11 protein-coding genes are annotated in these 13,552 nt (G+C 60.2%); 5 read left to right on the forward strand and 6 right to left on the reverse strand.

The genetic code is table 11. The features are described from left to right. Positions 1-380: 380 nt before the first annotated feature. From pyk to B5F22_RS06095, 4 genes are all read right to left on the reverse strand, one after another. Positions 381-1,799 (reverse strand): pyruvate kinase, encoded by a 1,419-nt coding sequence (pyk, locus tag B5F22_RS06080; protein WP_204210531.1) that lies wholly within the window; start codon positions 1,797-1,799, stop codon positions 381-383. A gap of 126 nt (positions 1,800-1,925) precedes the next feature. Continuing rightward, positions 1,926-3,269 carry a hemolysin family protein gene (locus B5F22_RS06085; protein WP_087391772.1) on the reverse strand — a complete coding sequence of 448 codons (1,344 nt, stop codon included), beginning with the start codon at positions 3,267-3,269 and terminating at the stop codon, positions 1,926-1,928. A gap of 191 nt (positions 3,270-3,460) precedes the next feature. Further along, a complete protein-coding gene (locus B5F22_RS06090; RefSeq protein ID WP_087234026.1) occupies positions 3,461-4,489 on the reverse strand; it encodes a glycosyltransferase family A protein in 1,029 nt (342 codons plus the stop codon). A 39-nt stretch (positions 4,490-4,528) separates the two neighbouring features. After that, positions 4,529-5,059, reverse strand: coding sequence for an inorganic diphosphatase (locus B5F22_RS06095; RefSeq protein WP_087234024.1), 531 nt, complete (start codon positions 5,057-5,059; stop codon positions 4,529-4,531). Between the two features lie 208 nt (positions 5,060-5,267). On the opposite strand from B5F22_RS06095, the gene B5F22_RS12275 reads away from it, so the two are divergent. Together B5F22_RS12275 and B5F22_RS06105 are read left to right on the forward strand one after the other, a co-directional pair. Beyond that, positions 5,268-5,960, forward strand: a complete 693-nt coding sequence (locus B5F22_RS12275) for a hypothetical protein (RefSeq protein ID WP_087391774.1) — start codon at positions 5,268-5,270, stop codon at positions 5,958-5,960. Then, positions 5,953-6,507 carry a Fe-S-containing hydro-lyase gene (locus B5F22_RS06105; protein WP_087391776.1) on the forward strand — a complete coding sequence of 185 codons (555 nt, stop codon included), beginning with the start codon at positions 5,953-5,955 and terminating at the stop codon, positions 6,505-6,507. The genes B5F22_RS12275 and B5F22_RS06105 overlap by 8 nt, the downstream gene beginning before the upstream one ends. A gap of 704 nt (positions 6,508-7,211) precedes the next feature. On the opposite strand, the gene B5F22_RS06110 is transcribed toward B5F22_RS06105, so the two are convergent. After that, the gene (locus B5F22_RS06110) at positions 7,212-8,735 is read right to left on the reverse strand and encodes a 4Fe-4S dicluster domain-containing protein (protein WP_087391778.1); all 1,524 of its coding nucleotides are present in this window, start codon (positions 8,733-8,735) and stop codon (positions 7,212-7,214) included. Between the two features lie 155 nt (positions 8,736-8,890). Next, the gene (locus B5F22_RS06115; protein ID WP_087391780.1) at positions 8,891-9,778 is read right to left on the reverse strand and encodes a CotA family spore coat protein; all 888 of its coding nucleotides are present in this window, start codon (positions 9,776-9,778) and stop codon (positions 8,891-8,893) included. A 499-nt stretch (positions 9,779-10,277) separates the two neighbouring features. Here B5F22_RS06115 and nrdD point away from each other — a divergent pair, with 499 nt between their 5' ends. The 3 genes from nrdD to dut all read left to right on the forward strand — a co-directional run bounded on the left by nrdD (position 10,278) and on the right by dut (position 13,476). Beyond that, a complete protein-coding gene (gene nrdD / locus B5F22_RS06120; RefSeq protein WP_087391782.1) occupies positions 10,278-12,401 on the forward strand; it encodes an anaerobic ribonucleoside-triphosphate reductase in 2,124 nt (707 codons plus the stop codon). A gap of 15 nt (positions 12,402-12,416) precedes the next feature. Further along, positions 12,417-12,965 (forward strand): anaerobic ribonucleoside-triphosphate reductase activating protein, encoded by a 549-nt coding sequence (nrdG, locus tag B5F22_RS06125; RefSeq protein WP_087391784.1) that lies wholly within the window; start codon positions 12,417-12,419, stop codon positions 12,963-12,965. Between the two features lie 67 nt (positions 12,966-13,032). After that, on the forward strand, positions 13,033-13,476 hold the full coding sequence (gene dut / locus B5F22_RS06130; RefSeq protein ID WP_087369897.1) for a dUTP diphosphatase: 444 nt from the start codon (positions 13,033-13,035) through the stop codon (positions 13,474-13,476). The last annotated feature ends 76 nt before the right edge of the window (positions 13,477-13,552 follow it).

The raw sequence follows: 13,552 nt of genomic DNA on the forward strand, positions 1-13,552 counted from the left end.
ACTTTTTCGTCAGAAATCGAGCCCCATCCGTCATGCAGTCTTTTTCGCCAAAGAAGTCCTGGGACTTCTTTGGCAAGACCACGAAGGGGGACGGTGGTACACCGTCCCCTTTTACAGGCTGTGGAAAAACTCTCGGGGTTCGGAGCCTCGCAGAGTTCCGTCATCCGCAGATGACGGAATAAATTGAAATCCTGTCATTTCCACGGGCATGTGCCGGGGAAATGACACTTCTCATGACGGGTGGGGTGACTTTTTCGTCAGAAATCGAGCCCCATCCGTCATGCAGTCTTTTTCGCCAAAGAAGTCCTGGGACTTCTTTGGCAAGACCACGAAGGGGGACGGTGGTACACCGTCCCCCTTTTAGTATGGCTAATATGAACTTACTTTACCACCTGGGCCTTGATCAGGTTGGTAGAGCCGCTCTTGCCGATGGGCACGCCAGCGGTGATAACCACGGTATCACCCTCCTGGACAACGCCCTCCTTCTTGGCGGATTCCACACACAGAGAGAACAGACGGTCGGTGGAGTCCACGGTGCCGGACAGGTAGGGAGCCACGCCCCAGGTGATGGCCAGCTGACGGCGGACACGCTCGTTGGTGGTCAGGGCGGCCACCAGGCAGCCGGGACGATACCGGGTGGTCATACGGGCGGTGTGACCGGTCTCGGTGGCGGTGAGGATGGCGGAGGCCTTCAGGTCCATGGCGGTCAGGCAGGCGGTGTGGCTGATGGCATCGGTGATGGAAGCGGTGTGGTCCACGGTGGACTTGGTGAAGCGCTTCCAGTAATTGGTGGAGTTCTCAGCGGTGGTGACGATGTCCACCATGGTCTGCAGGGCCTCCACGGGGTGCTTGCCGGAGGCGGTCTCACCGGAGAGCATCACGCAGCCGGTGCCGTCGAACACGGCGTTGGCCACGTCGGACACCTCAGCACGGGTGGGACGGGGATTGCGGATCATGGAGTCCAGCATCTGGGTGGCGGTGACCACGTGCTTGCCCTGGGCAATGGCGGCCTTGATCATGCGCTTCTGGATGACGGGCACATCCTGAGCGGGGATCTCCACGCCCAGGTCGCCACGGGCCACCATCAGGCCATCGGCAACCTTGAGGATCTCCTCCAGATTGTCCACGCCCTCCTGGTTTTCGATCTTGGCGATGATGCCGATGTGCTGGCCGCCGTGGGAGTCCAGAACGGCACGGATCTCCTCCACGTCGGAGGCCTGACGCACAAAGGAGGCGGCAACGAAGTCGAAGTCGTTCTCCACGGCGAACTTCAGATCGCTCTTGTCCTTCTCGGTCAGAGCGGGCAGGGAGATGTGGGTGTTGGGGATGTTGATGGACTTGTTGTTGGACAGGGGGCCGCCAGTGACTACGTTGCAGATGATGTCCTGACCCTTGATTTCGGTGACCTCGATGTCCACCAGGCCGTCGTCAATGAGCAGGTGGGTGCCCACGGACACCTCGTTGTGCAGGTTGGGGTAGGTCACGGACACGATGGTGTTGTCGCCGTCCACCTCACGGGTGGTCAGGGTGAAGGTATCGCCATCGGCCAGCTCGATCTTGCCGTTGGCAAAAGAACGAATGCGAATCTCGGGGCCCTTGGTGTCCAGAATGGTGGCCACGGGGCAGCCCAGACGATCCCGGACGTTCTTGACGCGGGTGAGGACGGCCAGGTGGGACTCATGGGTGCCGTGGGAGAAGTTGAAGCGGGCGGCGTTCATGCCGGTGAGAATCAGCTTCTCAATCATCTCCTCGCTGTCGGAAGCAGGGCCCAGGGTGCAAATAATCTTTGTCTTTCGCATAGAAATGTTTCCTCCGTTCTGTCATTTACAGGGTGAGAATGGTGCGGGGTGGCGCACTATAACTAAGAAGATCTATTAGAAAAACAAGGCCAGGAGCCCTGCTCATCTACAATAGAAATGCTGGGGTCAGTGTTTGGCTTCCTCCTCTTGGGGAGGGAGCTTGGAGACTTGGGCCAGCTCCACCCGTCGGTCGGTGAAGTTGAGCACCTTGATGTGAAGCCCGTAGGCGTCCAGTTCCAGCTGTTCGCCGTCGGAGGGAATCACAGACAGTTGGGCAAAGACCAGGCCGCCCAGAGTATCGAACTCCTGGTCCGCGGGGAAGGTGATGTCCAGAGCCTGCGCCAGTCGGTCCAGGTCACAGGAGCCGGAAACTTGCCAGAGGTTGTCGTCCAACTGGACCAGATCGGCCTCCTCCTGGGGGTCGAACTCGTCGTAGATGTTGCCCACGATCTCTTCCAGCAGGTCCTCCATGGTCACCAGACCAGAGGTCCCGCCGTATTCGTCCACCACAATGGCCAGGTGGACCTTTTTGCTCTGCATATCCCGGAACAGCACGTCGGTGCGCACCGACTCGGGCACGAAGTAGGCGGGGTAGAGCAGCTCCCGCAGGGGCTTGGGGTGTGCCTGCTGGGTGTTGAGCAGGTAGACCCGGGTGGATAAGATACCCACGATGTCGTCGGCGTCCTCCTCGTAGACGGGGAAGCGGGACAGACCGGACTGCCGAATGGTGTTCAAGATCTCCTCGGGGGTGTCCCCGGCCCAGATCATCACCATGTCGGTGCGGTGGACCATCACATCCTCGGCGGTGGAGTTGTTGAACTCAAAGATGTTCTCAATGAGCTCCTTCTCGGCGGTTTCAATGGTGCCCCGCTCCTCGCCCAAATCCACCATCATGCGGATCTCGTCCTCAGACACCTCTTCCTCATCGGCACGGGGGTCGATGTGCAGCAGGCGCAGCACCCCGTTGGTGGACTTGGACAGCAGCCAGATGATGGGGCGGCACACCGTGGCGATGACGCACACAGGGCCTACGGTCATCCGGGCCACCGCCTCCGTCTTCTTCATGGCGATGCGCTTGGGCACCAGTTCGCCCAGCACCAGGCTGAAGTAGGAGAGGATGATGGTGATGATGATGACGGTGATGGTGTTCAGGGTCCCGGCGGGAATCTGGGTCACGCCTCGGGCCACCAGCCAATGCACAAGGGGACCGGAAAAGCTGTCGGCGGCAAAGGCGGAGGACAGGAAGCCTGCCAGGGTGATGGCGATTTGAATCGCGGAGAGGAAATGGTCGGGCGCCTGGGTTAAGGCCAGGAGCTTCTTGGCTTTCTTATCTCCTTCCTCCGCCTGCTTTTTCAGCTTGGTTTCGGACAGGGAGATGACGGCGATCTCGGCGGCGGCGAAAAAGGCGTTGACCAAGATCAGAACAATGAGGACCAGAAGCTTGGGCAATATAGATGGGTCGTCCGGCAAAATGAGTAACCTCCTAATTTATCGTTGGGGGATGGATTTGCTGTGTACAGCCTGAACCCCAACGCCTTACAGTATAGCATCTTTCTGTAAAATTGCAACTAGAAAAGGGGTAGCATCCTGCTAGGAAAATAATTGCGTAATTTATGCAAAATCCCTGGAAATAGAAGCTTCTACTCCCAGGGATTGACGAATCAATTAAATTTGTATATTTTTCGAGCCATGCGATAGAGTGAAACAGACAACTTTCGGCCCTGGTAACCGGGGATGTTGGTGGCGGCGTTGGTGGCGCGGTAGCGGCAGCGGCGGTAGAGGGCGGGGTCCTTCTGCCGCAGATACTCCCACAGCTCGGTGCGCATCCCCAGAGACTCTGGAGTGTTGGCAATCACGGCAAAAATGGAAGAAATCGTCATCATCATGGACAGATAGCCCAGCATATACCGGCCCAGGCGGGGCTGACTGGCCTTGATGGCCAGCACATCGTGGGCGGCAATCATCAGGCGGGTGACCCGCACCTGCTGGTCAATGCGCCCGGCCATCACCGACTCGTTGACGCTCTGGTCCGCCCGGCCGATGAAGTAGCGGTACAGGTCCACATTGAGGTAGTAGATGGTCTTCACGTAGGGCAGGGGCTGGTAGACAAAGATGTTATCCACATAGAAGGTGTGCTTGGGCAGCTCCAGACCACAGTCCCGCAGCAGCTGGGTGCGGTAGATCACCGAGTGCATCAGCAGGTACTGGGAGGTGCGGAAGTGGCGAATCTCGTCCCAGGTGAAGATGCGGCCGGTGGGGAACACGTTTTTATAGTTTACCGCCTTGCGGGTGTTGTCCTCCACGTGCTCATAGACGTAGTTGGCCACCACCATGTCCACCGGGGCGGGCATGTGGGCGAACTGGCGCAGCTGGTCCATCACCGTGTGCAGGGCGGTCTCGTCCAGCCAGTCGTCGGAGTCCACCACCTTATAGTATAAGCCACGGGCGTTGCGGATGCCCTGGTTGACGCCCTCGCCGTGTCCGCCATTTTCCTGGTGGATGGCCCGGATGATGTCCGGGTACTTGGCGGCCCACTCGTCGCACTTCTCATGCGTGTTATCCTTGGTGGAGCCGTCGTCCACCAGGATGATCTCAATGTCCTCGCCCCCTTTGAGCAGGGTCTCCACACAGTGGTCCATGTAGGCCGCTGAATTGTAGCAGGGGACGGCAAAGGTAATGATTTTATCCATGAAATCGTTCTCCCTCGTCTATATTATGATATGCCGGGCTCAGCAGAACGTGTCCCGGTAGTTGGAGATGGCCTCGGCAATGATCTTCACGGCGGCGGCCCGGTCGTTGACCTCTCCGGCCACGGTCTCCTTGCCCTCCAGGGCCTTGTACACCGAGAAGAAGTGGGACATCTCGTCAAACTTGTGGGCGGGCAGGTCGCACAGGTCCTTGGTGGTATTATAGGTGGGGTCATTGAAGGGGATGGCCACGATCTTCTCGTCCCGCTTGCCGCCGTCCAGCATGGAGATGTAGCCGATGGGGTAGCAGCGGACCAGAGTCAGGGGGTCCAGGTCCTCTGAGCACAGCACCAGCACGTCCAGGGGGTCCCCGTCGTCGCCGTAGGTGCGGGGGATGAAGCCGTAGTTGGCGGGGTAGTGGGTGGAGGTGTGGAGGATGCGGTCCAGGATGATCATACCTGTGGCCTTGTCCAGCTCATATTTTTTCTTGCTGCCCTGGGGGATCTCAATCACCGCGATAAAGTCCTCGGGAGAGATGCGCTTTGGGTCCATATCATGCCAGATGTTTCCCATATGGTATACTCCTTGTCACTTGAATTCCTACATTCCGAAAAGTCTAGCCCATTATATCCTAGCTTGAAGGAAAATACAACAGGGTGGAAGGGCAATGGGAAAAAACATTGTCACATGTGGGGGATTGTGGTAAAATATCCACAAAGAAGGGCTGGGTCTGTTCCGGGAAGGGGGCGGATAGGCCAATTTTTGAGAAAGGGGAACCGACATGGAACCCGTAATTGAACGATTTCGCACCTCTCTGGCAGGCTTTCACCGGGGAGATGTGCTCCACTACATGGATCGGCTGGCCGCCCAGCACCGCAGCGAGATGGCAGGGGTGGAGGCCGAGCTGAAGCGCGCTCGGGAGAACGAGCGCAGGCTTCAGCAGGAAATGGATGCCCTCCGCCAGGCCCACGGCAGCGTATCCGCCGAGGAGGCCAAGGTGCGGGCTTCTCTGGAGGAGTCCACCCGGGCTCTGGCCCGTCTGCGGGGTGAGCTGAGCCAGACCGAGACCAAGCTGGCCGCCGCCCGGCTGGAGCTGGGCCGCCTCCACGGCCAGGTGGACGAGATGGAGCCCATGGCCCAGAAGTACGACCAGCTCAAGGACTATGTGGCCACCGTGGAGCTGGATGCCCACCACAAGGCCCAGGAGACCATTGAGCAGGCCAAGACCAAGGCGGAGAAGATTCAGACCGACACCCGCCAGTGGCTGGACCAGGTCCTCAGCGGATACAGCAACCTGAGAACCGAGATGGACCGCCTCTTCCAGCAGATTCGAGAGCTGGGGGAGATGGGGGTCCAGTTCGACCAGGCCGACGAGGCCGCCCAGAGACTCCAGGAACAGGGCGAGCAGGGAGACCAGGCGCAGGAGGAAGAGGTCCAGAGCGAAGAGGCGGAAGAGGTGGAGAGCCATGAGTGAGACCAAGGTACTGACCACGGACCAGCTGCCCCAGGTGCTGGGAGAGCTGAGAGCGGGGGACCGAGTGCTCCTGTCTGGCACCATCTATACCGCCCGGGATGCCGCCCACAAGCGCATCTTCCAGCTGTTGGACGAGGGCAAGCCCCTGCCCTTTGAGCTGAAAGGCGCCGTCATCTACTACGCCGGCCCCACCCCGGGCCAGCAGGGCATGGCAGTGGGAGCCTGTGGCCCCACCACCGCCGGGCGGATGGACGGCTTTGCCCCCCGGCTGCTGGACTTAGGGCTCACCGCCATGATTGGAAAGGGGGAGCGGGCCCAACCGGTGGTGGACGCCATTGTGCGCAACAGGGCGTGCTACTTTGCCGCCGTGGGCGGCGCCGGGGCCCTTATTGCCAAGTGCATCAAGACCGCCCAGGTCATCGCCTTTGACGAGCTGGGCTGCGAGTCGGTCAAGCGCATGGAGGTGGAGAATCTGCCCCTCACCGTGGCCGTGGACAGCCAGGGCAATGACCTGTTCAAGATTGGACGCAGTCAATACGCAAAATAAGAGAGGTGGAAGAGCCTATGGAAGGTTCTTCCATCTTTTTTGAGAGAATGACCTTCTCCCAAGTCTGGGTTCAGGCCTGCCAGCCTGGCGGGGACGCTCCGCTGGGCCCGATTTCTCCCCGATGAGAAATCGGGGAAAGAATCGCCAAAGGCGGGGCCTTCCCCCGCCTTGTGGAATCCACCCCGCGGTACTGAGTGGAGGGTGCATCGTTCTCTTTTTGGCCCTGGCATAGATGGCGTAGACATTCTGTCAATCGTGCCTGCTCCTCTGTAGATAGTACTTCTACCGCCAGGGCCTTACCCTGGTGAGCCGCTGTTCCCAGCTATCGGGGGCCCGGTTTCCGGCGGCGAGAACGCCGCACACCGGGGTAAGGCCCTGGAAACAGAGGCACCATCTCACAGAGAAGGAAATGCGTTCTATAGACTTGCCAGGCCATCTATGTGACCCCACCAGGGCCTGGGCCGGCCATAGGATTGACGCAGTTCCAGCCCCGTACCCCAAGGGAGGTCCTTAGGGGGGAACGCCCTAAGCGGGTTTTGGTTTCTTTTGCCCGCTCAAAAGAAACCCCCAGCGGGAAGCGTCCCCACCAGACTGGAAAGCCTGAACATGAGACGTTGGAGGAGGTCAATTTCTCCAAAACAAAAAAACAAGCCTGTTGCACCATAATGGATGCAACAGGCTTGTTTCATGTACGGTTTGGGGAATTAGTCCACCAGCTTGTCCAGCTCCTTGATGTGCTCGGTGCCGGTGGCGGTGGTGTGTCCGGCCTGCTTGGCGTAGATGCCAACGGTGGCCTGGGACTTCTTCACAGGCTGCATGGTGCCGGCGCCGGCCACACAGCCGCCGGGACAGGCCATGCCCTCCAGCAGGTAGCCGTTGTACTTGCCGGCAGCGGCCAGAGTCAGCAGCTTGCGGCACTCCTTCAGGCCGTCGGCGCTGGCGATCTTCACCTCACGGTCGGGATAGCGCTCGGCGATGACGTTGGCCACAGCCTTGGCCACGCCGCCAGCCACAGCGAAGTTGCGGCCGTCGGTGGAGGCGTCGTTGACGCCGTTGGGGTCCTCTTCCATGGCCTCCAGGTCCAGGTGCTTGGCGTCGAAGATGCCGGACATCTCCTCGTAGGTCAGCACGAAGTCCACCTCGCTGCGCACGCTCTTGCGCATGGCCTCCAGCTTCTTGGCGGCGCAGGGGCCGATGAAGACCACCTTGCCCTCAGGCTGCTGCTGCTTAATGAGGCGGGCAGTGAGCACCATGGGGGTCAGGGCCATGGACACGCTGTCGGCGTGCTGGGGGAACAGCTTCTTGGCCATCACAGACCAGGCGGGGCAGCAGGAAGTGGCCATGAAGGGCAGCTTCTCAGGCACCTCGTTGACAAAGTCCTCGGCCTCCTGGACGGCGCACAGGTCGGCGCCGATGGCCACCTCGAACACGTCGGCAAAGCCCAGGGCCTTCATGGCAGCACGCAGCTTGCCGGGAGTGACCTTGGGGCCGAACTGGCCCACGAAGGCGGGAGCCACGGCGGCGTACACCCGCTCACCGGACTGGATGGCGCGGATGACCTGGAAAATCTGGGACTTGTCGGCGATGGCGCCGAAGGGGCAGTTGACCAGACACATGCCGCAGGAGACACACTTGTCGTAGTCGATCTCCGCCTTGCCGTTGGCGTCGGTGTGGATGGCGTCCATGCCGCAGGCCTTGGCGCAGGGGCGCTCCTGGACGATGATGGCCTTGTACTCGCACACGTCGGCGCAGCGGCCGCACTTGATGCACTTGTCCTGGTCGATGACGGAACGGCCATTGAAGCGGTCCAGGGTGATGGCGTCCTTGGGGCACACCTCCACGCAGGGGTGAGCCAGACAGCCCTGGCAGCCGTCGGTGACGTGCACCCGCTTCTCCGCGCAGCCGTTACAGGCAAACTTGATGATGTTGATCAGCGGGGGAGTGTAGTAGGTCTCGTCCTTGGCAGCGGCCTCGATGTTGTCGGACAGGGGGGCGTGCTCCCCAGCGCCGCGGCAGGGCAGACCCATGGCCAGACGCAGGCGCTCGCCGACGATGGCGCGCTCCAGAAATACGTCGTTGCGGTAGTTGCCCACCTCACCGGGAATGATCTTGTAGGGCAGCTCCTCAATGCGCTTCTCCACCGGCCACTCGGTGTGATAAGCCATGCGGGCCACCTCGCGGAAAATGCGGTGGCGAATCTCCTGAATACGGGTTTCTACACCTCTCATGTTGTACAGTCCTCCTTCTGTATCTCATGGGTAGTCACATATAGCATACATCAAAAGTCCGGGCTTGTAAATGCAAGATTGGAAAATTGGTGAAAAGTTTCACAAGACTAACGAGAGGGGCCGGGGCGGCCCCTCTCGTGGGGAAGTGCGGTGGGTCAGGCCAGGAACTGAATCTGGTTGACGCACACAAAATAGATGCGGTTGTTGGCAGAGTTGGACAGCACCAGCACGTTGCCCACGGTGCCCAGCAGGGTGACCCCCTGGAGCACCAGAGGCCCGGCCACGATGGTGACCTTGCGGCTGAGGTTGCTCTGGGACAGGGTGGACAGCAGCCCGGCGGCGCAGCAGCACTCGTCGTCGGAGCAGGCGCAGGAACAGGCGCAGCACCCGCAGGGGTTGGGGCAGGGGGTGAGGCACTGGGACAGGATCTTCTGAATGGTCTGGAAGTTGTTGGCGGTGGCCTGGTCAGAGGTGATGTCCCCGGAGGCGGGGGCGGTGGCGGTTTGCAGGGCCACGGCGGTGAGCTGGCACAGGGGCACCTGGGTGGCGGTGACTCCGGTGCTAGTCTCCGGGGGCGTATTCACCAGGGCGGAGATCTCCAGCAGGTCGCAGTTGCAGGGGGAGAAGCGGCGGAAGGACCCGGACATGGTGTTCAGGTTATCCGAAGGGGTGGTACCTGCGGGAGTGGTGTTGATGGTGGCCCCTGCCACGTAGGTATCGGTGACAAAGGCGGCCTGGTTGAAGTCCAGCAGGGTGGCCAGCTGACTGTTGCACAAAAGCTGGAGGGCCGCCCGGAAGGACTGCTTGCAGCAGCAGCCCTCCTCCACCGGCTGCGGGGTGGGACAGGTGGGCGTGGGCATGGGCTGGCAGCAGCAGATCATGGGTGTGGTCTGGCCGGGACAGGGATTGGGACAGGGGTTACAGGTATTGCAGGTGTTGCAGGTACAGCTGCCCTTGGAACAGCTGGAATTCTGTTGGGCGGCGAACTCCTCCGCCGTGACAGACCCGTTCCAGGACTGGGTGGGCCAAAGATTCTGGTTCATGTGATTCGCTCCTTTCAAAGGTGGGGTTTCCTCATGGGAAACCGCCAGGGTGCACCACATTCTATGCCAATGGGGGCGGGACGGTCCCCAGAGGAAGAGAAGGAAATAAATTCCGTACTCCACAATATTTCGAAATAATCAAAGCCGCTATTTACAACAGCCACAAGATATGGTATCCTGTCTAAGCGCCACTCGACCAGAGGAAATCCCGGACTCCCTGGAAGACGTGGCGGCTGAATTCCATAGAATGCGATGACGACGGTGTGTTGTCCCACCTGGGGCGACCGCCGCTTTGTCCCGCTTAGGGGCGATCTGAAAAGTCGAAATTCTTGACTTTTCCAACCATCAACGCCAGCTACTTCGTTAAAAATACTCGGAATCCATCCAGGATTCCTGCGTTTCTTGCCTCGTATCTGTGCGTTGCTTGTGGAAAATTCGTCGATTTCTTTGTTTTCAGATGCGCCCTAGGATAAAAATAACGGGAGAAAGGGCGTTACAAATGAAAGTAATCAAGCGAGATGGCTCTACTGTAGACTTTGACCGCAGCAAGATTGTCGTGGCCATTCAGAAGGCCAATCTGGCGGTGGAGGAACCCTATCGCATGGACGATGCCTCCATTGAAGCCATCGCCGACTCCGTAGCCAGCAAGGACCGCAAGCGCCTGCTGGTGGAAGACATACAAGATATGGTGGAGAAGCGCCTGATGGAGGCGGAGAAGTATGAGCTGGCCAAAGCTTACATCATCTACCGCTATACCCGCGCTTTGGTGCGCAAGGCCAACACCACCGATGAGTCCATCCTGGCTCTGATCCGCAACGACAACAAGGACCTGGCCGAGGAGAACTCCAACAAGAACACCGCCATCGCCTCCACCCAGCGCGACTACATCGCCGGTGAGGTGAGCCGGGACCTGACCCGCCGTCTGCTGTTGCCGGAGAAGATCTCCAAGGCCCACGACGACGGCGTGCTCCACTTCCACGACGCCGACTACTTTGTCCAGCACATCTTCAACTGCTGCCTGGTGAACATCGGGGACATGCTGGACAACGGAACCATGATCAACGGCAAGCTCATCGAGTCTCCCAAGAGCTTCCAGGTGGCCTGCACCATCGTCACCCAGATCATCGCCTGTGTCGCCTCCAACCAGTACGGCGGCCAGTCCGTGGAGATGAGCCACCTGGGCAAGTATCTGCGTCTGACCTATGAGAAGTACCTGCGCCGCACCCGGGAGGCCGCCCCTGAGCTGGACGACGAGACCGTGGAGAAGATCGCCAAGGCCCGCACCAAGGACGAGCTCAAGAGCGGCGTGCAGACCATCCAGTATCAGATCAACACCCTCATGACCACCAACGGCCAGTCTCCCTTTGTCACCCTCTTCCTGGTGCTGCGGGAGAACGACCCCTATATGGAGGAGAACGCCGCCATCATCGAGGAGATTCTTTCTCAGCGTCTGGAGGGCATCAAGAACGAGAAGGGCGTGTACATCACCCCCGCCTTCCCCAAGCTGGTGTATGTGCTGGACGAGTGCAACTGCCTCAAGGGCGGCAAGTACGACTACCTCACCCGCCTGGCGGTGAAGTGCTCGGCCAAGCGCATGTACCCCGACTACATCTCCGCCAAGAAGATGAAGGAGAACTATGAGGGCAATGTGTTCTCCCCCATGGGCTGCCGCTCCTTCCTCTCCCCCTGGAAGGATGAGAACGGCAACTACAAGTTCGAGGGCCGCTTCAACCAAGGCGTGGTGTCCATTAACCTGCCCCAGATCGGCATTGTCTCCGGCGGTGACGAGGACAAGTTCTGGAAGGAACTGGACCAGCGCCTGGAGCTGTGCTTTGAGGCCCTCATGTGCCGCCACAACGCCCTGAAGGGGGTCCACTCCGACGTGTCCCCCATCCACTGGCAGTACGGCGCCATCGCCCGTCTGGAAAAGGGCGAGACCATCGACAAGCTGCTGGAGGGCGGTTACTCCACCCTGTCCCTGGGCTACATCGGGCTGTACGAGCTGACCCGCCTGGTGAAGGGCTGCTCCCACACCACCCCCGAGGGCGAGGAGTTTGCCCTGCGGGTGATGCGCCACCTGCGGGAGACCACCGACCGGTGGAAGAAGGAGACCGGCCTGGGCTTTGCCCTGTACGGCACTCCCGCCGAGAGCCTGTGCTACCGCTTTGCCCGCATCGACCAGGAGAAATACGGCACCATCGAGGACGTCACCGACAAGGGCTACTACACCAACTCCTACCACGTGGACGTGCGGGAGCATGTGGACGCCTTCTCCAAGTTCCACTTTGAGAGCCAGTTCCAGAAGATCTCCTCCGGCGGCGCCATCTCCTACGTGGAGGTGCCCAACATGCGCCACAACCTGGAGGCCCTGGAGGATGTGGTGCGCTACATCTACGACAACATCCAGTACGCCGAGTTCAACACCAAGAGCGACTACTGCCAGGTGTGCGGCTACGACGGGGAGATTCAGATCAACGAGGAAGGTCAGTGGGAGTGCCCCAGCTGTGGCAACAAGGACCACAACAAGATGAACGTCACCCGCCGCACCTGCGGCTACCTGGGCGAGAACTTCTGGAACGTGGGCAAGACCAAGGAGATCAAGTCCCGGGTGCTCCACCTGTAAAAGAGAGGGAGCTGCATGAATTACGCCACCATCAAGTGGGCGGACGTGGCCAACGGCCCCGGCGTGCGGGTGTCCCTGTTCGTCTCCGGCTGTACCCACCACTGCCCCGGCTGCTTCAATGAGGAGGCCTGGGACTTCTGCTACGGCAACCCCTTCACCCCGGAGGTGGAGGACAAAATCCTGGAGGCTCTGGCTCCCTCTTATCTCAAGGGCCTGTCCCTGCTGGGCGGCGAGCCCTTCGAGCCCGCCAACCAGGCGGTGCTGCTGCCCTTCCTGAGACGGGTGAAGGAGCGTTACCCGGATAAGGAAATCTGGTGCTATTCCGGCTACACCCTGGACGGGGAGCTGTGGCAGGAAAGCCGGGCCCGGTGCGAGCACACCGACGAGATGCTCTCCCTCATTGACGTGCTGGTGGATGGCCGCTTTGTGGAGGAGCTCAAGGACTTAAACCTGCGCTTCCGAGGCTCTGCCAACCAGCGCATCATTGATGTGCCTTCCAGCCTGAAAGCTCACCAGGTGGTGGAGTGGAAGGGCGAGCACACCATCCAGCCCATACAAAAGTAAAGAATACCCCGGCAGCTCTGCTGCCGGGGTATCGCCCGTATCTTGCTATATTTGGAGGAATCCACCTATGACACAACCTGTATCTGTGAAGCTGTTAGACCCCCGGGCCAAGATGCCCACCTATGGCAGTGTGGACGCGGCCGGGGCGGACCTGTATGCCGTCACCGACGGCCCCGTCACCGTGGCTCCCGGCCAGACGGTGCTCATTCACACCGGGCTGGCCCTGGCCATCCCCCAGGGCTTTGTGGGCCTGGTGTACGCCCGGTCTGGCCTTGCCACCAAGCAGGGGCTGGCGCCCGCCAACAAGGTGGGGGTCATTGATGCCGACTACCGGGGCGAGCTGATGGTGGCCCTGCACAACCACAGCGGCGAGAGCCGCACCGTGGAGTGCGGCGACCGCATTGCCCAGCTGGTCATTGCCCCCTACCTCACCGCCCAGTTCACCCAGCAGGAGGAGCTGGACGACACCGTCCGGGGCGAGGGCGGCTTTGGCTCCACCGGAAGTAAATAAGAAAAAAGATTGCCGCCCGGCGCTGTGAACCGCCCCCCGTCAAGTAGACAAAGAAAAAAATAATAGAATCACAGCG

The sequence above is a fragment of the Pseudoflavonifractor sp. An187 genome, assembly GCF_002160275.1.
GTDB classification, from domain to species: domain Bacteria; phylum Bacillota; class Clostridia; order Oscillospirales; family Oscillospiraceae; genus Enterenecus; species Enterenecus faecium.